We start from the raw sequence: 19,637 nt of genomic DNA, 5'->3' as shown, positions 1-19,637 counted from the left end.
AGGAGTATTTCCGGGCGCGATCATTGACCCGGGGTGCACACATCCGAAAAAGTCCCAACAGCAACAGACATTTTTGAACAAAAAAACACATAGTGCTGCTGCGGAGGGATCATGCGGAGGCGAATGCACCCTGCCGTCCTGCTCGCCACCCTGGCGGTCACCGCCGGGCTGTTGCTCCCGGCAGCCCACGCCCAGCCGGTCGACGGTCCCAGCGATCCCGCCGAGATCGAGTCCTACCTGGAAGACCCGCAGCGCACCGGGGAAGGCCAACAGCCTCCGCACGCCTTCCTGCGCCCCTACGCCGACGCCGAACAAGCCCTGCGCAGCGCCCGCGAGGACCTCTTCGCCCCGGCCGACGAACCCACCCCGTGGACGCTGTCGCTGAACGGCCGGTGGCAGTTCCAGTACGCCGACCACTACCGGGACCTCCCGGCCGGCTGGCAGCGGGGCAGCGGGGAGTGGGACGCCGTGGACGTGCCCGGGGTGTGGCAGCAGCAGGGCTACGACCGGCCCATCTACCGCAACGTCTCCTCCGAGATCGCGCCCTACCGCCCACCGGAGGTGCCCGACGACATCAACCCCACCGGGGCCTACCGCAAGCAGTTCGAACTCCCGGAGCACTGGGCGGGGCGCCGCCAGCTGCTCCGGTTCGAAGGCGTCACCAGCGGCTACTTCGTCTGGGTCAACGGCCACTACGTCGGCTACGACCAGGGCGGCTACACCCCGGCCGAATTCGACGTCACCCCGCACCTGCGGCCCGGCACCAACACCATCGCCGTCCAGGTGCACCGGTGGAGCTCCGGCTCCTACCTGGAGAACATGGACTTCTGGCACTTCTCCGGGATCTTCCGGGAAGTGCACCTCTACAGCGTTCCCCGCACCCACCTCGAGGACGTCACCGTCCGCACCGAGCTGGACGACACCTACACCGACGCCACCCTGCGGCTGGGAGCGGAGCTGCGCCACCTGCCCGGCGGCACCACCGGGCGCCACGAACTGCGCGCCACCCTCTACGACCCGGACGGGAACCGGGTGGCCGAAGTCAGCGAACCCGTGGTGGTGGACCGGGAAACCGCTTCCGCGGAACTCGCGCAGCACGTGGCCGCCCCGCGGCTGTGGAGCGATGAGACCCCGCACCTGTACACCGCGGTGCTGGAACTGCTCCACAACGGACAGGTCGTGCACACCACCCAGCAACCGGTCGGCTTCCGCAGCGTCGAAGTGCGCGACGAGCAGCTGCTGCTCAACGGAAAACCGGTGGAGCTGCGCGGGGTCAACCGGCACGAGCACGACCCCCGCACCGGTCGCGCCGTCAGCCGCCAGCGGCAGCAGCAGGACGTCGAACTCCTGCGCCAGCACAACATCAACGCGGTCCGCACCTCGCACTACCCGAACGACCCGTACTGGTACCGCCTGGCCGACCACCACGGGATCCTGCTGGCCGACGAGGTCGACGTCGAAACCCACTACCGGGAGGACTGCTCCAACCCGGTCGACGACTGCCTCGCCGACCGGCCGGAGTGGCAGGCCGCCTTCGCCGACCGGTTCCACGCCCTGCTGGAACGCGACAAGAACCACCCCAGCGTGATCATCTGGGACACCGGCAACGAAGCCGGGCTCGGCGCAGCGCACTACGCCATGGCCGAGCACGCCCGCGCCACCGACCCGACCCGGCCGCTGTACCACCAGTCCAACTCGCCCGACGGCGACGCCCCGTACGCCGACATCTGGGGACCGCGCTACCCGTCACCGCAGCGGCTCGAGGAGATCGCCGACGAGACCACCAAGCCGGTGGTCATGGGCGAGTGGTTGCACGCCATGGGGAACAGCCTCGGCCACTACGAGGACATGTGGCGCACCATCCGCCGGGAACCGGCGCTGCAGGGCGGATTCGTCTGGGACTGGGTCGACCAGGGGCTCTACCGACCGCTGCGCACCACGCCGGCGAACATCCCGGTGCACTACGGCGGCAACCCCCGACCCGTGCCCGGGGTCTCCGGCAACGGCCTCCTGCTGTCCGGTTTGGACGACTGGGTGGAGGCCTACCGGGACCCGGCGCTGGACATCACCGGACGCCAGGTGACCCTGGACATGTGGGTCAAACCCCTGTCCTGGCAAGGATCCGGGACCTTCTTGTCCAAAGGCGACAAGCAGTGGGCGCTGCAGATGCCCGACCCCGAACACGTCGAGTTCTTCGTCTACGGCGAGGACGACTGGCACACCGCCCGGGTGCGGATCCCCGACGACTGGTGGGGGAACTGGCACCGGCTGAGCGGCGTCTACGACGGCGAGCAGGTGCGGCTCCACCTGGACGGCGAACAGGTGGCCGCCACCCCGTACCGCGGGGAGATCGCCGCCAACACGATGTACACCGCGTCCATCGGCCGCAACCAGGAGAAGCACGGGGACAGCTTCGCCGGGCGCACCGCCCACGCCGTCGTCGACTCGGTGCGCGTCTACGACACCGCGCTCACCCGGCAGCAGCTCGAAGACGACCCGGCGGAGCGCGCGGTGCTCGCCCTGGACTTCGAAACCGAGCAGCAGAACGGCGAGTTCCTCGACTACGGGTCCTCCAACTTCGTGGTCAACGGCCTGGTCAACGCCGACCGCACCCCGCAACCGGAACTGGCCCAGCTGGCCTACAGCCACGCCCCGGTGCGCTTCGAAGGCACCGGAGAACCCGGCGAGTTCCGCGTGCACAACCGCAACCACACGCTGACCACCGAGGCCTACGACCTGACCTGGCGGCTCGTCGAAGGCGGACGCGACATCGCCTCCGGCGCGCTGGACGTGGTCGTCGGCCCGGGGCAGCAGCAACTGGTCGAACTGGACCTGCCACCCGCCGGCGGGACCCAGCGGTACCTCGTCCTGGAGGCGCGCCAGCGCGCCGACGCGCCGGGCGTGCCGCGCGGACACCTGGTCGCCACCGAACAGCTGCCGGCCGGTGGCACCCAACCGCCGCCACCACCGGAGAGCGGCGGCGAGCCCCAGCCGTTGGCGGTCCACGAGCACGGCAACGCGGTGGAGGTCTCCGCCCCGGACTTCACCTACACCTTCGACCGCGAGGCCGGAACGCTCACCGGGATGACCGCGAACGGCCAGCAGCACCTGGTGCGCGGCCCGCAGCTGGACGTCTTCCGCGCGCCCATCGGCAACGAGTGGAGCGATTGGAGCGGGCTGGCCCCCGAAGCGCAGTTCCGGGCCGTCGGCCTGGACCGGCTGCGCACCGAGGTCACCGACTTCACCGTCAGCCAACCGGCCCCGGACCAGGTGCGGGTGAGCGTGCGCACCGACGTGTCCGCGCCCGACGTGCCGGACGACGGGTTCCGCAGCACGTGGGTCTACACGGTGGACGGCACCGGGGCGATCACCATCGACCACCAGGTGGACGCGTACGGGGAGCGGATGCGCGCGCTCCCGTGGTTGCCGCGGGTGGGCATGTCGATGGCCGTTCCGGACAGCTTCGGCCAGCTCGACTGGTACGGGCGCGGGCCCGGCGAGTCGTACCCGGACCGGAAGGACGCCCAGCACATCGGGCGCTGGTCGCAGACCGTGGACGAGTCCTGGTTCGACTTCCTGCCGCCCCAGGACAACGGGGTCAAGACCGACACCTGGTGGGCGGTGCTGTCCGGGGACCGGGGCGGGCTGCAGGTGTCCGGCGACCGGTTGGCGATCGCTGCCGACCGGTTCAGCAACGCCGAGCGCACCGACTTCGCCCACCAGCTGCGCCGGGACGACTTCGTCACGCTGCACGTGAGCGCAGCGGTGACCGGGCTGGGCGACACCCCGGTGCCGGTGCAGCCGGAGTACCGGGTGGCGCCGGACCAGCAGCACAGCTACTCGGTCACGCTCCGCCCGGTGCCCTGAGCGAGGGGCATCGGCCCGGGTGACCAGCGCTGACGTACGCTGAGCAACCGTGCTCATCATTGCGCTGGACACGTCGACCCCCGCGGTCACCGCGGGGGTGGTCGAACTGACCGGAACCGGCCTGCGCACCCTCGCCGAGCGCGTGACGGTCAACCCCCGGGCGCACGGTGAACTGCTCATGCCGCAGTTGCTGGAGGCCCTCGCCGAGGCCGGACGGGAGCTGGCCGACGCGGACGCGGTGGTCGTCGGCTGCGGGCCGGGCCCGTTCACCGGTCTCCGCGTGGGGATGGTGACCGCCGCGGCCCTGGGGCAGGCCGGCGACCGCCCGGTGCACCCGGTGTGCAGCCTGGACGCCATCGCGGCGCAGGCGGAGGTGACCCCGGTGGTCGTCGCCACCGACGCCCGGCGCAAGGAGGTCTACTGGGCGGCTTACGACGAGGCCGGCGAGCGCACGCACGGCCCGCACGTCAACCGGCCGGCCGACCTGCCGGACCTGGGCATCGGCTCGGCGGCCGGGGAGATGGCCGAAGCGGTCGGCCTCGAGCCGGTGCAGCCGCGCCACCCGACGCCGGCCGGGCTGGTCTCCGCAGCCCGCTCGCAGTTGCTGTCCGGCGCGGAACCGGCTCCGCTGGTGCCGCTGTACCTGCGGCGACCGGACGCCGACACGCCGGGGAAGCGCAAGTCCGTGCTGGCCGTGGGGGAGCGGTGACCGACCAGCCCGCCCCGCCCCGGGTGCTCAAGCTGCGGCGCCGGGACATCAAGCGCTGCGCCGAGCTGGAGCAGGTGCTCTTCGCCGAGGACGACCCGTGGAGCGAGCAGGCCTTCGCCGCTGAACTCGACTTCGGGCACTACTACCTGGGTGCCTACGATGAAGAGGACCGGCTCATCGGATATGCCGGACTGGCGCTGCTCGGGCGGCCCCCGTACGCGGAAGCGGAGGTCCACACCATCGGTGTCGATCCGGCGCACCAAGGTCGGGGGGTCGGCAAAGCGCTGTTGCGGGCCCTGCTCGCCCGGGCCGACGAGTACCAGGCCACCACCTTCCTGGAAGTGCGCACCGACAACGAGCCCGCGATCGGGCTCTACCGGGCGCACGGCTTCGAGATCGTCGGGCTGCGCCGGAACTACTACCAGCCTTCGGGGGCGGACGCGCACACCATGCGGCGGCTGCCGCCGGGCCAGCGGAAGGACGCGGAGGGATCGGGATGACCGACCGGATCGTGCTCGGCATCGAGAGCTCGTGCGATGAGACCGGGGTGGGGTTGGTTCGGCTGGCCGCTGACGGCTCGGTCGAGCTGTTGGCGGACGCGGTCGCCTCCAGCGTCGACCAGCACGCCCGGTTCGGCGGGGTCGTTCCGGAGATCGCCAGTCGAGCCCACCTGGAAGCCATGGTCCCGACCATGCGCCAGGCGTTGGACGAGTCCGGCCTGAAGCTGTCCGATGTGGATGCGGTGGCGGTCACCGCGGGGCCCGGTCTGGCGGGCGCGCTGATGGTGGGCGTGGCCGCGGCCAAGGCCTACGCCAGCGCCCTGCAGGTGCCGCTGTACGGGGTGAACCACCTGGCGGGGCACGTCGCGGTGGACACCCTCGAGCACGGGCCGCTGCCGGACCGCTGCCTGGCCCTGCTGGTTTCCGGCGGGCACACCCAGTTGCTGCTCGTGGAGGGCATCGCGGAGAAGATCACCGAAATCGGCACCACCATCGACGACGCCGCGGGGGAGGCCTACGACAAGGTCGCCCGCGTCCTCGACCTGCCGTACCCGGGCGGTCCGCCCATCGACGAGCAGGCCAAGGCGGGGAATCCCGAGGCGATCGACTTCCCGCGCGGGTTGACCGGTCCGCGCGACCCCGAGTTCGACTTCTCGTTCTCCGGGCTGAAGACCGCGGTGGCCCGCTGGGTGGAGACCGCGCAGCGGGACGGGCGGGAGATCCCGGTGGCCGACGTGTGCGCTTCCTTCCAGGAGTCGGTGGCGGACGTGCTGACCGCGAAGGCGGTGCGGGCCGCCCGCGAACTGGAGGTGGACACCCTGGTGATCTCCGGTGGGGTGGCGGCCAATTCGCGGCTGTCGGAACTGGCCGCTCAGCGCTGCCGGGAAGCCGGGATCACCCTGCGCGTACCGCGTCCTCGGCTGTGCACCGACAACGGGGCGATGATCGCCGCACTGGGGGCGCACGTGATCGCCGCCGGGGCGAAGCCCTCACCGCTGGACATGCCGGCCGATCCGGGGCTGCCGGTGGGAACCCTCGTGGTGCAGTGACCTCACCGGTGGCTGAGCCAGAAGGCCTTGACGGTGGCCAGCAGTTCCCGCCGCGCGCCGCGCGCCGACACCCGGCGGAGCCCCTCGGCCGCCGCGTCGTGGCCGACGCCGTAGGCGTCGATGCCCATCCGCCGGCACAGCGCGATGGCTCGGCGCAGGTGGAACTTCGTGGTCACCACGGTGACTTCGCGCAGCCCGAACTCCTCGGCGGCTCGCCGGCAGGACCGCCAGGTGTCCGTTCCGGACTCGTCGATGATGATGGCTTCCGGCGGAATTCCCTCGCTGACGAGGAAATTCCGCATCGTCACCGGTTCACTGTGGCCGCGGGAGCAGGGGCTGCCGCTGACGATGATGCGGCGCACCTTGCCGCTGTCGAACAGCTGGCGGGCGACGACCAGCCGGCCGCGCAGGATCCGGCTGGGTTGACCGTCCCAGCGCACCCCGGCGCCCAGGACCAGGGCGACGTCGGTCTCCGGCACGTCCGTCGTGCTGCGGATCCGCCGAGCGCTGCGGACGTGGGCCCACGCTGGCGGCAACAACATCAGCACACCGAAACCAATAAGCGCCCCGAGGGCCACCCGCAGTCCGTGCACGGACCAAGTGTGCCAGCACGCCGGTGGTGGTGGAGCGGGATGCCCGACCCGGGCGGGGCGGTGGCTGCTCCGGCTACTTGGGACGCCAGCTGCCCCGGGTGGGCGGGGCTGGCGGGCCGGGAGGACGGGAGGGTCGCGGACGTCTCTCCCAGGGCCGGTTCGCTGGTTTGGACCGTGCTGGCATGGCCCCAGAACCTAGAGCACGAAGCAGCCGCTTGTAACCCGAACGGGCGTATTGGTGAAATTTGCCGCATGCCGATCTACCAGCGAAGATCACGAAAAGTAGATCGCTGGTTACAACTTCGCAGGCAGGAGCGCCGCGAGGGGGAGCGCCACGCGGTGTGACCGAGCGAGCACGGATGCCGGGGTGGATCTTCCGGTGCGCCCGCGCCGCGAGCCCCCGGTGCCCTTCGGCGCGATCGCGAGCGGGTGAACTGCGCGCCACCACCCGTCCCGACGTGGGCTTGCGCGGGGCGGTAGTTGTTGAGCGTTGGCACTCTCCTCGGTAGAGTGCTAGTTGAACGGCGCCGGAGCGCCCCGGCACCCGCGACGGCGGGGAGCCACGGAGCCGTCGTGAATCCAGCCAACGCTTCGAAGGCCCCAGAAGGTGGAGGTCACACCGTGGCGAGCATTAAGCCGCTTGAGGACAGGATCGTTGTCCAGGCGAGCGAGGCCGAGACGACGACTGCGTCCGGCATCGTGATCCCGGACACCGCCAAGGAAAAGCCCCAGGAGGGCAAAGTTCTGGCCGTTGGCCCGGGTCGCGTTGATGACAAGGGCAACCGCATCCCGCTGGATGTGAAGGAAGGTGACGTGGTCATCTTCTCCAAGTACGGCGGCACCGAGGTCAAGTACAACGGCGAGGAGTACCTGATCCTCTCCGCCCGCGACGTGCTGGCCGTCGTCAACTGACGACCGCAACGTGCGAGCGCATGCCGCCCCGGCGGTCCCGACCGCGGGACCCCCGGGGCGGTCGCATGTCGGGACCTCCGTTCCCCGACTGACCGATCAGGAATTCCAGAAGGGCTGTTGAAACATGGCTAAGCAGATCTCCTTCGACGAAAACGCGCGCCGGGCGCTGGAAAGCGGCGTCAACCAGCTGGCCGACGCGGTGAAGGTGACCTTGGGCCCCAAGGGTCGCTACGTCGTGCTGGACAAGAAGTTCGGTGGGCCGCAAGTCACCAACGACGGCGTGACCATCGCTCGAGAGATCGAGCTGCCCGACCCGTTCGAAGACCTCGGCGCCCAGCTGGCCAAGAACGCCGCCACCAAGACCAACGACGTGGCCGGTGACGGCACCACCACGGCCACCGTGCTCGCGCAGGCCCTGGTCAAGGAGGGGCTGCGGAACCTGGCCGCCGGCGCCAACCCGACCGCTCTCAACCGCGGTGTGCAGGCCGCTGCGGAGGCCGTCGTCGACGAGCTGAAGCAGAAGGCCACCCCGGTGAAGGGTCGCGACAACATCGCCCAGATCGCCACCGTCTCCTCGCGGGACGAAACCGTCGGCGCCCTGATCGGCGAGGCGATGGAGAAGGTCGGCGAGGACGGTGTGGTCAGCATCGAGGAATCCTCCACACTGGCCACCGAGCTGGAGATCACCGAAGGTCTGCAGTTCGAGAAGGGCTTCATCTCGCCGCACTTCGTGACCGACTCCGAGCGGCAGGAAGCGGTGCTGGAGAACGCCCAGATCCTGCTGCACCGGGAGAAGATCTCCAACCTCCAGGAGCTGCTGCCGCTGCTGGAGAAGATCGTCCAGGACAACAAGCCGCTGCTGGTCATCGCCGAGGACGTCGAGGGCGAGGCGCTGTCGACCCTGACCGTCAACGCGATCCGCAAGACGCTGAAGGTCGTCGCGGTCAAGGCCCCGTACTTCGGTGACCGCCGCAAGGCGTTCCTGGAGGACCTGGCCATCGCCACCGGCGCCCAGGTCGTCTCCTCCGAGGTCGGCCTCAAGCTCTCCGAGGTCGGCACCGAGGTGCTCGGCACCGCTCGCCGGGTGACCGTCACCAAGGACAGCACCACCATTGTGGACGGTGGCGGCAGCGCCGAGGACGTGCAGGCGCGCGCCGAGCAGCTGCGCAAGGAGATCGAGGCCACCGATTCCGACTGGGACCGCGAGAAGCTGCAGGAGCGGCTGGCGAAGCTGGCCGGCGGCGTGGCGGTGATCAAGGTCGGTGCGGCCACCGAGACCGAGCTCAAGGAGCGCAAGTCCCGCATCGAGGACGCGGTTTCGGCGGCCAAGGCCGCGGCCGAGGAGGGCAGCGTGCCGGGTGGCGGTGCCGCGCTGGTGCACGCCTCCAAGGTGCTCGACGGCAACCTCGGGCTGACCGGCGACGAGGCCACCGGTGTTCAGCTGCTGCGCACCGCTCTGGAGGCCCCGCTGTACTGGATCGCCAGCAACGCCGGCCACGAGGGCGCTGTGGTGGTGTCCAAGGTCCGCGAGCAGGAGTGGGGCCACGGCTTCAACGCGGCCACCGGCGAGTACGTCGAGCTGGCCAAGGAGGGCATCGTGGACCCGGTGAAGGTGACCCGCTCGGCGGTCGCCAACGCGGCTTCCATCGCCCGCATGGTGCTCACCACGGAAAGCGCTGTGGTGGACAAGCCGGAGGAGGAGGAAGCCGAGGCCGGTCACGGTCACGGTCACGCGCACTGAGCGCGCTCGGACTCTGCGAGGGGCGGCACCCGGATCGGTGCCGCCCCTTTTTTCGCGCCTTCTTCCTGGCTCGGTCGAGTGGCTGGATGACGTCTCGTGGGTGTGCAGGTGCGGTCGTCAGCCCGCTGCGGCCATCTGCTGCTGCCGCTTCCGCGCCTTGATGATCATTTCTCGTTCGGATTCGGACAAACCGCCCCAGATCCCGTAGGGCTCCTGGACCGTCAACGCGTGCTGCCGGCACTGGACGATCACCGGGCAGTGCTGGCACACCTCTTTTGCCTTCGCTTCGCGCCGTGCCCGCGCGGGGCCGCGCTCGCCGTCCGGGTGGAAGAAGTAGGCGCTGTCCATGCCTCGGCAGGCGCCACGGATCTGCCAGTCCCAGATGTCGGCGTTCGGCCCTGGAAGACGGCGAGTGTCTGCCATTGCGCTAACCACCTCCCAGTGGTGGGTCCCCTCCCAACTGCGACTCCTGCTGTCGCAGCGCTCGCTGATCTGACCGTAGAACCGCGCCAAAACTTGTTCAACCGTTTCGCGCCAAAAGCTGTTCATCATTGGGGTGATCTGGTTTCACGAAGATCGGCTACTCACCTGGCTTGCCCGGCCGTGGTTGGATCCGGAACATGTCCCGCGTGACAACTCGGCCGGAACCAGAGCAGGGGCAGGACGCCGACAACCGCACTGCCCGCCGGCCCGGAACGGCAGCCCCGCAAGCCGCTCAGAGCCAGCAGGACGAGCCGAAGCTGACCGTCGCGGCGGTGGCCAGGCGGCTCGGTGTCGCACCGGCCACGCTGCGCACCTGGGACCGCCGGTACGGACTCGGGCCCAGCGACCACACCAGCGGTCGGCACCGCCGTTACGGTCCGGAGGACGTCGCCCGGCTGGAACTGATGCAGCGCGCGCTGCTGCGCGGAGCGACCCCGGCCGAAGCGGCGCGCTACGCCCGCGCCGCCACCCCGCCGCTGCCGCGCGGGCACGGCGCGGACACCGGCACCGAGCCCGGTGGTCCTGCTGAGCCGCTGCTGCTGTCCGGGGTGGTGGAAGACGCCCCGGGGCCTTTCGAGGAGGGGACCCCCACCGGCGGCGGGAAGCTGAAGCTCTCCGGTGCCGGGCCGCGCGCCAGGGGGCTCGGGAGGGCCGCGCTGTCCCTGGACGCCAGGGCCATGCAGCAGCTGCTCGCCGAATCGCTGGCCTCCGACGGCGTGGTGCAGACCTGGAACGGCGTGCTCCGGCCGGTGCTGCGGGCGGTGGCCGAACGCCGGCAGCGCACCGGGCTCGGCGTCGAAGTGCTCCAGCTGCTGGTCGAGTGCGCGGAGACCGCGCTGCGGGCGGTGATCGCGAACGCCCCCGCTCCGCGCAATCCGCGTCCGGTGGTGCTGGCTCCGGTCCCCGGGGAGTCCCGGGAGCTCGAGCTGGTGGCCCTGGCGGCCGCGCTGGCCGCGGCGGAGGTCGGGCACCAGCTGTTCGGTTCGGCGCTGCCCAGCGAGGGGTTGGCCGCCGCGGTGCGCCGCTCGGCGCCGGCCGCCGTGGTGCTCTGGGCGGAGCGGTCGCGCTACGCCGCTCCGCGGGTGCTGGAGGACGTTCCGCACACCCGGCAGCGCTCCAGGGTCTTCGCCGCTGGGCGCGGTTGGAACCCGGCCGAATTGCCCGGTCACGTGGAATTCCTCGACTCGCTGGACACCGCGGTGGCCCGGGTCGCCGGCCTGGTGCTGGACTGAGCCGATCTTGGTGTGATGTAAATCACACATAGGTTCATGAGTGCGGCGTACCGGTTCGCTCCGTCCGAGTGAAGTGATCCGAAGCAGTGTCAGCTTTGGGGCAATACCGCAGGTACGGCGGCTGTACGTGATCGCTCGGAAGCGGTGCGGAGTGATCTCGGCGGGGGTCTGCTCCGTTCTGGTGACCCGGTTTCAAACCTGGGGTTGCCGGAAATCCAGCCATATTAAGCACCGGATCGTGTCAAGGTTTCGCTCGCGGCGTCCGATAGGGGATGGTGAAACGTCACTCGCCTGCAGGAAGGAGTTCCCGTGACGACGGTCCTGATCTGCGATGACCGACGGAGCGTCCGGGAGGGGCTCACTCGCGTGATGTCAGCTGTCCCCGGAGTGAGCCGGATCGACTGCGTCGCCCACGGCGACGAGCTGCTGGCTCGCTATTCCCGGCAAGCAGTGGACGTCGTGTTGGTCGGAACCCAGCGCGCCGTGCCGAACGGGGTGGAGGCCACTCGACGGCTCGTGTCCGCCCACCCGCAAGCCAACGTGATCGTCTTCGGCGCCCCGGACGACGCGGCGAGCATCGCGGCGGCGATCGCCGGCGGAGCGCGCGGCTACCTCCGCTGGGACGCCTCCCGTCCGGAACTGGTGGCGGCACTGGCGCACACGCTGGCCAGCACTTCGGTCCCGGCTCCGCGGCAGCCGTCGGACCCTGGCGTGCAGCTCACCGAGCGCGAGCTGCAAGTGCTCCGCGGCATGAGCCAGGGCAAGAGCAACGGCCAGATCGGGCGGGAACTCTACCTGTCCGAGGACACGGTCAAGACCCACGCTCGGCGCCTGTTCCGCAAGCTCGGCGTGCGCGACCGGGCGCAGGCGGTGGCCCACGGGTTCCGCCGCGGTCTCGTGGCGTGAGGAGCGGCGCGCTCCCCGCGGGCCGATTACCCGACCTGCGCGCTGGTGGTCGTTCGGTCGGGCGGCGTCCGGCGAGGGCGACGATCGAAGTCCGGCGTTATCTGAAGTGCTGTGATCCGCGTCACCTCTTGAGGGGCTGAACCAGTTCGGTTTCCGGCGGAGGTGACGCGAAACACGCCCCGCGTCGCCCGGTGGACGACCAAGACGAAAAGTAAAAACCTCGCACTCCTGCAACTGCTGGCTCGACGGCACCCCGGTCCGGCGGCGCGGTTCCCCGCGGCGGCCGGGCCGCCTCTTCTCATCCGGGCAGTGGTCGCCGAAGCGACCGCTCTCGCCTCGGCAAACACCTTTTCCGCCAATTTCTGGTAAGTGTGAAAAGGTGACGACTGACCCCTGCTGCTCCCACTCCCCGTTCAGTGTCAGATCATTGCCCGGTACGGTGACTTCGGCGCCGCGTGCAGCGCACGCGAAGTCTGCCGGGAACTTCAAGTCGCTTAACGCGTAACACCGGGGCTGCTGTCTGCGATGACCAACGTGGGGGACGGGCTGGACGCTCTTGTAAGCGCCGCCGTCGACGGCGATCGTCAGTCGATCGAGCGCTTGCTGGCTGAAATCCGTCCTTTGGTGGTGCGGTACTGCCGCGCCAGAGTTGGGCGAGCCGAGCGGTCGTTCGCTTCGGCGGACGACGTCGCTCAAGAGGTGTGCCTGGCGGTGCTGACCGCGCTGCCCACGTACAAGGACCAAGGCCGCCCCTTTCTGGCGTTCGTGTACGGCATCGCTGCGCACAAAGTGGCTGATGCGCACCGTGCACTGGCTCGTAACCGTTCGGAGCCGGTGGCCGATATACCGGACACACCGGAGTCGGAAGCCGGACCGGAACAGCGAGCCATGCAGGGTGAGCTTTCGGGCAGGATGGCGCAACTACTTCGCGTCCTCCCGGAGAAGCAGCGGGAAATCCTGCTGCTCCGGGTGGTCGTCGGGTTGTCCGCGGAGGAAACCGCCGAAGCGGTCGGTTCGACGCCGGGCGCGGTGCGCGTGGCGCAGCACCGCGCGTTGGCCCGGCTGCGGAAGACGCTGTCCGCGGAGGAGGTGGTCTGATTGGCTGAGCGGAGTGGGCCCGAGGGGGAGAAGGAAGGACGCGACCCTGTTGAGTCCAGCCAGCAGGAAGACCGTTCGAGCGGTGTTGAGCACGTAGCTGACCACGGGGTTTCTGACTCAGCCGAGTCCGGGGCCACCGAGCTCGCCGCGGAAGATTCCGAAACCGCTGCTGGCGGCGCCGAGGTGCTGCCGTTCCGGCGGCGGGAGAACGACGACGAGGAACCCTTGGCTGAGGCCGACGAGCTGGACGAGGACAGCGAACCGATCGACCTGGCCGCGCTGCAGGCGGACGACGCGCTGCTGGACGCGCTCGGCGGGACCAACCCCGACGTTCCGGGCAGCGCTGGTGACGACGGCCCCAGTCTGGAAGAACTCCTGGTGGCTTGGCGCCAGGACGTGGACGCGGTGCCGATCGGCGACCTGGTCGACGTGGACACCGCGGCCGCCGCGATCGCGGAAGGCCGCCGCCCGCGCCGACGGCTCCGGCGCCGCCACCTGGTCCCGGTGGCGTCCGCCGCTGCCGTGCTGATGATCGCGTTCACCGGTGTCGGCGTGGCAGCTCGCGACGCGCTTCCCGGCGACATGCTCTGGGGTGTGGCGCAAGTCCTCTACACCGACCACGCCCAGGCCGTGCAGGCGGCCACCTCGGCGCGGGAGAACCTGCGCACCGCCGAGGACCTGCTGGAGCAGGGCGACCGGGAGGCGGCGGAAGCCGCGCTGCGCTCCGCCAAGGAGCAGATGCGCCAGGTGGACGCCGAGCACGGGTTGGAGGACCTGCGCGCGGCGCACGCTTCGCTGGCCGCTCGGCTGGAGGAGGAGCGGGAAACTCCCACGTACACGCCGACCCGGGAGCAGAGCGGCGACTGGGGCGGCGGAGGCGGCGACCCCGATTCGACGGTGGCGCCCACGCCGACCTTCGAACCGCCGCCGAGCCCGTCGCCGACCGGGATCACCACGCCCCCGCCGTCGTCGAGCCAGCCCTCGGAGTCCACGACCGCGCCCAGCGAGACCAGCGGGTCGTCCGAGGAGTCGACCACCAGCGGCTGGGAAGGCCTGTTCCCGCAGCAGACGACCAGCCAGTAGGCAGAAAAATCGGGGTTCCCGGTGCTTCCGGGAACCCCGATCGCTGTCCGCGGCCGGTCGTTCTCAGCGGGAGCTTTCGATCTCGGTGACGCCGTCGGCGTAGCCGCGGCAGTACTCCCACGTCACGTACCGGCTCAGGTCTGGGTCGTAGGCGGGTTCGTGCGGGCGCATCCGGCCGTCCCGCAGCAGTTGCTCGAGGCTGGCGCGCAGCAGCTCCCAGTCGTGGTAGTGAGCTTCGCCGCAATCCGCGCAGTCCACGACGATTCCCCGGATGCCGCGCGGCTCCAGCAGCGCCTGGTAGACCGCCAGGTCGGCCAGGTCCGCCAGCAGCTCGGCGCGTTCCTGCTCCCCGAGCGGCGGATAGATGGCGTCGTGATCCCCGAGCTCCATGCTCGGATCGTCCGGGTCACCCGCGAACGGGTCTGGGGGCATCGGATCGTGCGACACGGCCCGCACCGTACCGGCTGGGTCTGGTGCCAGTAGCCTCAGGGGGCGGTTTCAGTGGTGTTCGCGGTGTCGGGCCACCTGCTTCGGGAAGGCACTGACCTGCGTCTCTATCATGTAAGGAATCCTTGAGGCCGGTGGTCGCGTTGTACCTACCGACGTTCCGGCTCGGCGCAATTCCACCGCATCCTTCAGTGGACTCCTGACGTGAAGGAAGGCACATCCCTCGTATGACCAGCGAGCTGTCTGCACCCGGTCTCCCGGCGAAATTCGCGACCCTGGGCCTGACCTTCGACGACGTACTGCTCTTACCAGACGAATCCGACATCGTTCCCAGCGAGGTGGACACCTCCTCGCAGCTGTCGCGGAACATCCGGTTGAGAGTGCCGCTGGTGTCGGCCGCGATGGACACCGTCACGGAGGCACGGATGGCCATCGCCATGGCCCGCATGGGCGGTGTCGGCATCCTGCAGCGCAACCTGTCGGTCGAGGACCAGGCGGCTCAGGTCGAGGTGGTCAAGCGTTCCGAAGCGGGCATGGTCACCGACCCGGTCACCTGCTCGCCGGACGACACCCTGGCTGAAGTCGACGCGCTGTGCGCCCGGTACCGGATCTCCGGTGTGCCGGTCACCGCCCCGGACGGCACGCTGGTCGGCATCATCACCAACCGCGACATGCGGTTCGAGATGGACCACACGAAGCGGGTGCGCGAGGTGATGACCGCGGCTCCGCTGGTGACCGCGCAGGTGGGGGTGAGCGCTGAGGCCGCGCTCGGGCTGCTGCGCCGGCACAAGATCGAGAAGCTGCCGATCGTGGACAACGCCGGCAAGCTGCGCGGTCTGATCACCGTCAAGGACTTCGTCAAGACCGAGCAGTACCCGAACGCCACCAAGGACCCGGACGGCCGGTTGCTGGTCGGTGCCGCGGTCGGGGTGGGCGCCGACTCGCACGAGCGGGCGATGGCCCTGGTGGACGCCGGGGTGGACGTGCTGGTGGTGGACACCGCGCACGGGCACTCCCGGGCAGTGCTGGAGACGGTGGCCGCGCTGAAGAAGGAGCTCGGTCACTCCGTGGACGTCATCGGCGGCAACGTGGCGACCCGGGCCGGGGCGCAGGCGCTGGTGGACGCCGGTGCGGACGCGGTGAAGGTCGGTGTGGGCCCGGGCTCCATCTGCACCACCCGGGTCGTGGCCGGTGTCGGGGTGCCGCAGATCAGCGCCATCTACGAGGCGTCGATGGCGTGCCGGCCCGCGGGCGTGCCGATCATCGGTGACGGTGGCATCCAGCACTCCGGGGACATCCCGAAGGCGATCGCGGCGGGGGCCAGCACCGTGATGCTGGGCAGCCTGCTGGCCGGGACCGCCGAGGCCCCGGGCGAGCTGGTGCTGGTCAACGGCAAGCAGTACAAGGTCTACCGCGGGATGGGCTCGCTGGGGGCCATGCAGTCGCGCGGGCAGGCCAAGTCCTACTCGAAGGACCGGTACTTCCAGGACGACGTGCTCTCCGAGGACAAGCTGGTGCCGGAGGGCATCGAGGGGCGGGTCCCGTTCCGCGGCCCGCTCGCGCAGGTGGTGCACCAGCTGGTCGGTGGTCTGCGGGCCGGCATGGGCTACACCGGGGCCAGCAGCATCCCCGAGCTGCAGGACGCCCGGCTCGTCCGGATCACCTCGGCCGGGCTGAAGGAGAGCCACCCGCACGACATCCAGATGACGGTCGAGGCGCCGAACTACTTCACCCGGTGAGCGGTGGGCCAGGTGGCGCCGGGGAGAGCCGGGCGACACCTGGCCTCCCCCGCTGCGGGACCGCGGTGGCGGGATGAAGAGAATGGTCTGCTGGACATGGGTGCCGCGAGGAAGGACTGACGGTGCGGGATCAGGTTGAGATCGGCATGGGTCGCACGGCCATGCGCGGTTACGACTTGGACGATGTGGAGATCGTGCCTTCACGGCGCACCCGGTCGTCCAAAGACGTTTCGCTGGCGTGGCAGATCGATGCCTACCGGTTCGACATCCCACTGGTCACGCACCCGACCGATGCGATCGTGTCGCCGGCCACCGCGGTCCGCATCGGCGAGCTGGGCGGCCTGGGAGTGCTCAACGCCGAGGGCCTGTGGGCTCGGCACGAGGACGTCGAGCAGAAGCTGTTCGACGTGGTCCGGGCCGCTGAGGAGGGCGACGATCCGGAAGTCGCGGTGGGCCTGCTGCAGGAGCTGCACTCGGCGCCCATCCGCCTGGACCTGTTGACCGAGGCGATCCGGCAGATCAAGGACTCCGGGGTAACGGTGGCGGCGCGGGTCAGCCCGCAGCACGCCGAGGAGTTGACCCCCGACCTGCTGGCCGCGGGTGTCGAGGTGCTCGTGGTGCAGGGCACCATCATTTCGGCCGAGCACGTGGCCAAGGACGGGGAGCCGCTGAACTTGAAGCGGTTCATCGCCGAGCTCGACGTGCCGGTCATCGCCGGTGGGGTCGGGGACTACCGCACGGCGATGCACCTGATGCGCACCGGTGCGGCCGGGGTGATCGTCGGGTTCGGGCAGAGCCGGGCGGCCACCACCACCCAGGTGCTGGGGATCGGGGTGCCGATGGCGACCGCGATCGCGGACGCCGCCGCGGCCCGGCGGGACTACTTGGACGAGACCGGTGGCCGCTACGTGCACGTGATCGCCGACGGCGCCCTGTCCTACTCCGGGGACATCGCGAAGGCGATCGCTTGCGGCGCGGACGCGGTGATGCTGGGCGAGGCGCTGGCGGAGGCCACCGAGGCGCCCGGGCAGGGCTACTACTGGACCGCTGCTGCGGCGCACCCGAGCCTGCCGCGCAGCGAGATCGTGGGCTTCGCTTCGGAGGCGGGCGCTGACCTGGAGAAGGTGCTCTACGGCCCGAGCAGCGATCCGTACGGCACGCTGAACTTGTTCGGCGGTTTGCGCCGGGCGATGGCCAAGACCGGTTACCGGGAGCTGAAGGAGTTCCAGAAGGCCGCGCTGACGCTGCGCCGCTGAAGCTCCTGGTCGGGTTTTCAGGAAGGGGACTTCTCCGCCGAGCGTGGCGGAAAAGTTCCCTTCTTCCATTTCTGCCTCGGGTGTTCGGGAACGGTTCTTCGGCCGGCCGGCGCGGAAGAATCGATTCAATCGGGGGCGCCGCGAGAAACTCTGGCTACTCATGAGTAGTTACGTTTAACCTGTCGTTCATGGCTGAACGGCAGGAGAGCAACACCGATTTCGACGTCGTCGTTATCGGTTCCGGATTTGGCGGCAGTGTTGCTGCGCTCCGGCTGACCGAAAAGGGATACCGCGTCGCGGTGCTCGAGGCGGGACGGCGGTTTTCCGATGACGAACTCCCCAAGACCTCCTGGGACCTGCGGAACTTCCTGTGGGCTCCGCAGCTGGGCTGCTACGGCATACAGCGGATCCACCTGCTGCGCAACTGCCTCATCCTGGCCGGTGCCGGTGTCGGCGGCGGCTCCCTGAACTACGCCAACACGCTCTACCGGCCGCTCAAGCCGTTCTACAAGGACCCGCAGTGGGCGCACATCACCGACTGGGAAGAGGAGCTGGCGCCCTACTACGACCAGGCCACCCGGATGCTCGGGGTGGTCACCAACCCCACCGAAACGGCTGCCGACAAGGTCATCAAGCAGGTCGCCGAGGAGATGGGCGTCGGTGACACCTACCACCACACCCCGGTGGGGGTGTTCTTCGGCAAGCCCGGCGAGACCGTGCCGGACCCGTACTTCGGCGGGGTCGGGCCGGCGCGCACCGGGTGCACGGAGTGCGGTGCTTGCATGACGGGCTGCCGGGTGGGCGCCAAGAACACCCTGGTGAAGAACTACCTCTACCTGGCCGAGGCGAACGGGGCCCAGATCTTCCCGTTGACCACCGTGACCCGGTTGGCCGAGGGCAAGGACGGCCGCTGGCGCATCCTCACCCAGCGCACCGGGGCGAAGATCAACAAGCGGCCGCGGATCTTCACCGCCGACCAGGTGGTGGTGGCGGCCGGCACGTGGGGGACCCAGAACCTGCTGCACCGCTGCCGGGCGCGCGGGGACCTGCCGCGGTTGTCGGCGAAGCTGGGCGAGCTGACCCGCACCAACTCCGAGGCCATCATCGGGGCGCAGATGCCCGATGTGGACCCGGAGCGGGACTTCTCCACCGGTGTGGCCATCACGTCCTCGTTCCACCCCGACGAGGACACGCACATCGAGCCGGTGCGCTACACCAAGGGCGCCAACGCGATGGGGCTGCTGCAGACCTTGCCGACCAAGGGCAGTTCCCCCGAGCCGCGCTGGAAGCAGTGGTTCCGGTTCTTGCGCAAGCACCCGCTGCTGTCGCTGCGGATGATGTGGGTGCGCAGCTGGAGCGAGCGCACCGTGATCCTGCTGGTCATGCAGAGCTTGGACAACTCGTTGATCACCCGGCTCAAGCGCCGCTTCGGGCGTTACCGGTTGACGTCCCGGCAGGGGCACGGGAAGCCGAACCCCACCTTCATCCCGGTCGGGGAGGAGGCCAACGAGCGGGTGGCGGAGAAGATCGGTGGTTTCGCCGGCGGCACGTGGGCGGAGCTCTTCGACATCCCGATGACGGCGCACTTCATCGGTGGTTGTCCGATCGGCGAGGACGCCGAGCACGGCGTGATCGACCCCTACCACCGGGCCTACGGCCACCCCACTTTGTCCATCGTGGACGGATCGGCGATCAGCGCGAACCTCGGCGTCAACCCGTCGCTGACCATCGCCGCCCAGGCCGAGCGGGCGTTCTCGATGTGGCCGAACAAGGGGGAGGCCGATCCGCGGCCGCCGCAGGGCGAGCCCTACCGGCGGGTCGCCCCGGTGGCGCCGAAGGCCCCGGCGGTGCCGGCCGAAGCCCCGGCCGCGCTGCGACTGCCGCTGGTCTAGACCCGATCGCGGGCCGGAGGCGGTCCACCCACCCCGCGCCGGGCGGGGTGGGTGCCGCCGCGTCTTCGACTACCTGCGAGAATGGGGTCAGCTCATCGTTCTCGCGAGGAGGTCGGCGACGTGTCCGGTT

The 19,637-nt window shown here is 69.9% G+C and carries 16 protein-coding genes; 13 read left to right on the top strand and 3 right to left on the bottom strand.

The features are described from left to right. Positions 1-123: 123 nt before the first annotated feature. The 4 genes from SREC43747_RS0102915 to tsaD are packed head-to-tail and all read left to right on the top strand — an operon-like array spanning position 124 to position 6,125. Entirely contained in the window at positions 124-3,867 is a 3,744-nt protein-coding gene (locus SREC43747_RS0102915; protein WP_201768614.1) for a glycoside hydrolase family 2 TIM barrel-domain containing protein, read from the top strand. Positions 3,868-3,916: 49 nt separating this feature from the next. After that, positions 3,917-4,576 carry a tRNA (adenosine(37)-N6)-threonylcarbamoyltransferase complex dimerization subunit type 1 TsaB gene (gene tsaB, locus SREC43747_RS0102910; RefSeq protein ID WP_029719657.1) on the top strand — a complete coding sequence of 220 codons (660 nt, stop codon included), beginning with the start codon at positions 3,917-3,919 and terminating at the stop codon, positions 4,574-4,576. Continuing rightward, positions 4,573-5,076: a ribosomal protein S18-alanine N-acetyltransferase gene (gene rimI / locus SREC43747_RS0102905; RefSeq protein ID WP_037331243.1), complete on the top strand. Its 504-nt coding sequence runs from the start codon at positions 4,573-4,575 to the stop codon at positions 5,074-5,076. Before tsaB ends, rimI begins: the two co-directional genes overlap by 4 nt. Next, positions 5,073-6,125, top strand: a complete 1,053-nt coding sequence (gene tsaD / locus SREC43747_RS0102900) for a tRNA (adenosine(37)-N6)-threonylcarbamoyltransferase complex transferase subunit TsaD (protein WP_029719655.1) — start codon at positions 5,073-5,075, stop codon at positions 6,123-6,125. The genes rimI and tsaD overlap by 4 nt, the downstream gene beginning before the upstream one ends. A gap of 2 nt (positions 6,126-6,127) precedes the next feature. On the opposite strand, the gene SREC43747_RS0102895 is transcribed toward tsaD, so the two are convergent. Continuing rightward, positions 6,128-6,667 (bottom strand): SanA/YdcF family protein, encoded by a 540-nt coding sequence (locus SREC43747_RS0102895; RefSeq protein WP_152528299.1) that lies wholly within the window; start codon positions 6,665-6,667, stop codon positions 6,128-6,130. Positions 6,668-7,339: 672 nt separating this feature from the next. Here SREC43747_RS0102895 and groES point away from each other — a divergent pair. Beyond that, complete coding sequence (gene groES, locus SREC43747_RS0102890; protein WP_029719653.1) at positions 7,340-7,630, top strand: co-chaperone GroES; 291 nt, start codon at positions 7,340-7,342, stop codon at positions 7,628-7,630. Between the two features lie 124 nt (positions 7,631-7,754). Next, positions 7,755-9,371: a chaperonin GroEL gene (gene groL / locus SREC43747_RS0102885; RefSeq protein ID WP_029719652.1), complete on the top strand. Its 1,617-nt coding sequence runs from the start codon at positions 7,755-7,757 to the stop codon at positions 9,369-9,371. A 117-nt stretch (positions 9,372-9,488) separates the two neighbouring features. On the opposite strand, the gene SREC43747_RS0102880 is transcribed toward groL, so the two are convergent. Then, positions 9,489-9,794 (bottom strand): WhiB family transcriptional regulator, encoded by a 306-nt coding sequence (locus SREC43747_RS0102880; protein WP_029719651.1) that lies wholly within the window; start codon positions 9,792-9,794, stop codon positions 9,489-9,491. A 206-nt stretch (positions 9,795-10,000) separates the two neighbouring features. Between SREC43747_RS0102880 and SREC43747_RS0102875 the strand changes: the two genes are divergently transcribed. From SREC43747_RS0102875 to SREC43747_RS0102860, 4 genes are all read left to right on the top strand, one after another. Further along, entirely contained in the window at positions 10,001-11,086 is a 1,086-nt protein-coding gene (locus tag SREC43747_RS0102875; RefSeq protein ID WP_408005198.1) for a MerR family transcriptional regulator, read from the top strand. Between the two features lie 309 nt (positions 11,087-11,395). Beyond that, positions 11,396-11,992, top strand: coding sequence for a response regulator transcription factor (locus tag SREC43747_RS0102870; protein WP_029719649.1), 597 nt, complete (start codon positions 11,396-11,398; stop codon positions 11,990-11,992). Between the two features lie 525 nt (positions 11,993-12,517). Beyond that, a complete protein-coding gene (locus tag SREC43747_RS0102865; protein ID WP_029719648.1) occupies positions 12,518-13,090 on the top strand; it encodes a sigma-70 family RNA polymerase sigma factor in 573 nt (190 codons plus the stop codon). Continuing rightward, positions 13,091-14,173, top strand: coding sequence for an anti-sigma-D factor RsdA (locus SREC43747_RS0102860; protein ID WP_029719647.1), 1,083 nt, complete (start codon positions 13,091-13,093; stop codon positions 14,171-14,173). Positions 14,174-14,236: 63 nt separating this feature from the next. On the opposite strand, the gene SREC43747_RS0102855 is transcribed toward SREC43747_RS0102860, so the two are convergent. After that, positions 14,237-14,605 (bottom strand): DUF5319 domain-containing protein, encoded by a 369-nt coding sequence (locus tag SREC43747_RS0102855; protein ID WP_029719646.1) that lies wholly within the window; start codon positions 14,603-14,605, stop codon positions 14,237-14,239. A gap of 242 nt (positions 14,606-14,847) precedes the next feature. Here SREC43747_RS0102855 and guaB point away from each other — a divergent pair, with 242 nt between their 5' ends. The 3 genes from guaB (at position 14,848) to SREC43747_RS0102840 (ending at position 19,507) form a co-directional block, all read left to right on the top strand. Then, a complete protein-coding gene (gene guaB / locus SREC43747_RS0102850) occupies positions 14,848-16,359 on the top strand; it encodes an IMP dehydrogenase (RefSeq protein WP_029719645.1) in 1,512 nt (503 codons plus the stop codon). 122 nt (positions 16,360-16,481) lie between these two features. Further along, positions 16,482-17,615 carry a GuaB3 family IMP dehydrogenase-related protein gene (locus SREC43747_RS0102845; RefSeq protein ID WP_029719644.1) on the top strand — a complete coding sequence of 378 codons (1,134 nt, stop codon included), beginning with the start codon at positions 16,482-16,484 and terminating at the stop codon, positions 17,613-17,615. Between the two features lie 188 nt (positions 17,616-17,803). Continuing rightward, positions 17,804-19,507 carry an FAD-dependent oxidoreductase gene (locus tag SREC43747_RS0102840; protein ID WP_029719643.1) on the top strand — a complete coding sequence of 568 codons (1,704 nt, stop codon included), beginning with the start codon at positions 17,804-17,806 and terminating at the stop codon, positions 19,505-19,507. Positions 19,508-19,637: the final 130 nt, after the last annotated feature.

This window comes from Saccharopolyspora rectivirgula DSM 43747 (assembly GCF_000497205.1).
GTDB lineage: Bacteria > Actinomycetota > Actinomycetes > Mycobacteriales > Pseudonocardiaceae > Saccharopolyspora > Saccharopolyspora rectivirgula.
Note: the sequence above shows the minus strand (reverse complement) of the source record. Positions and strands in the feature narration are given on the sequence as shown.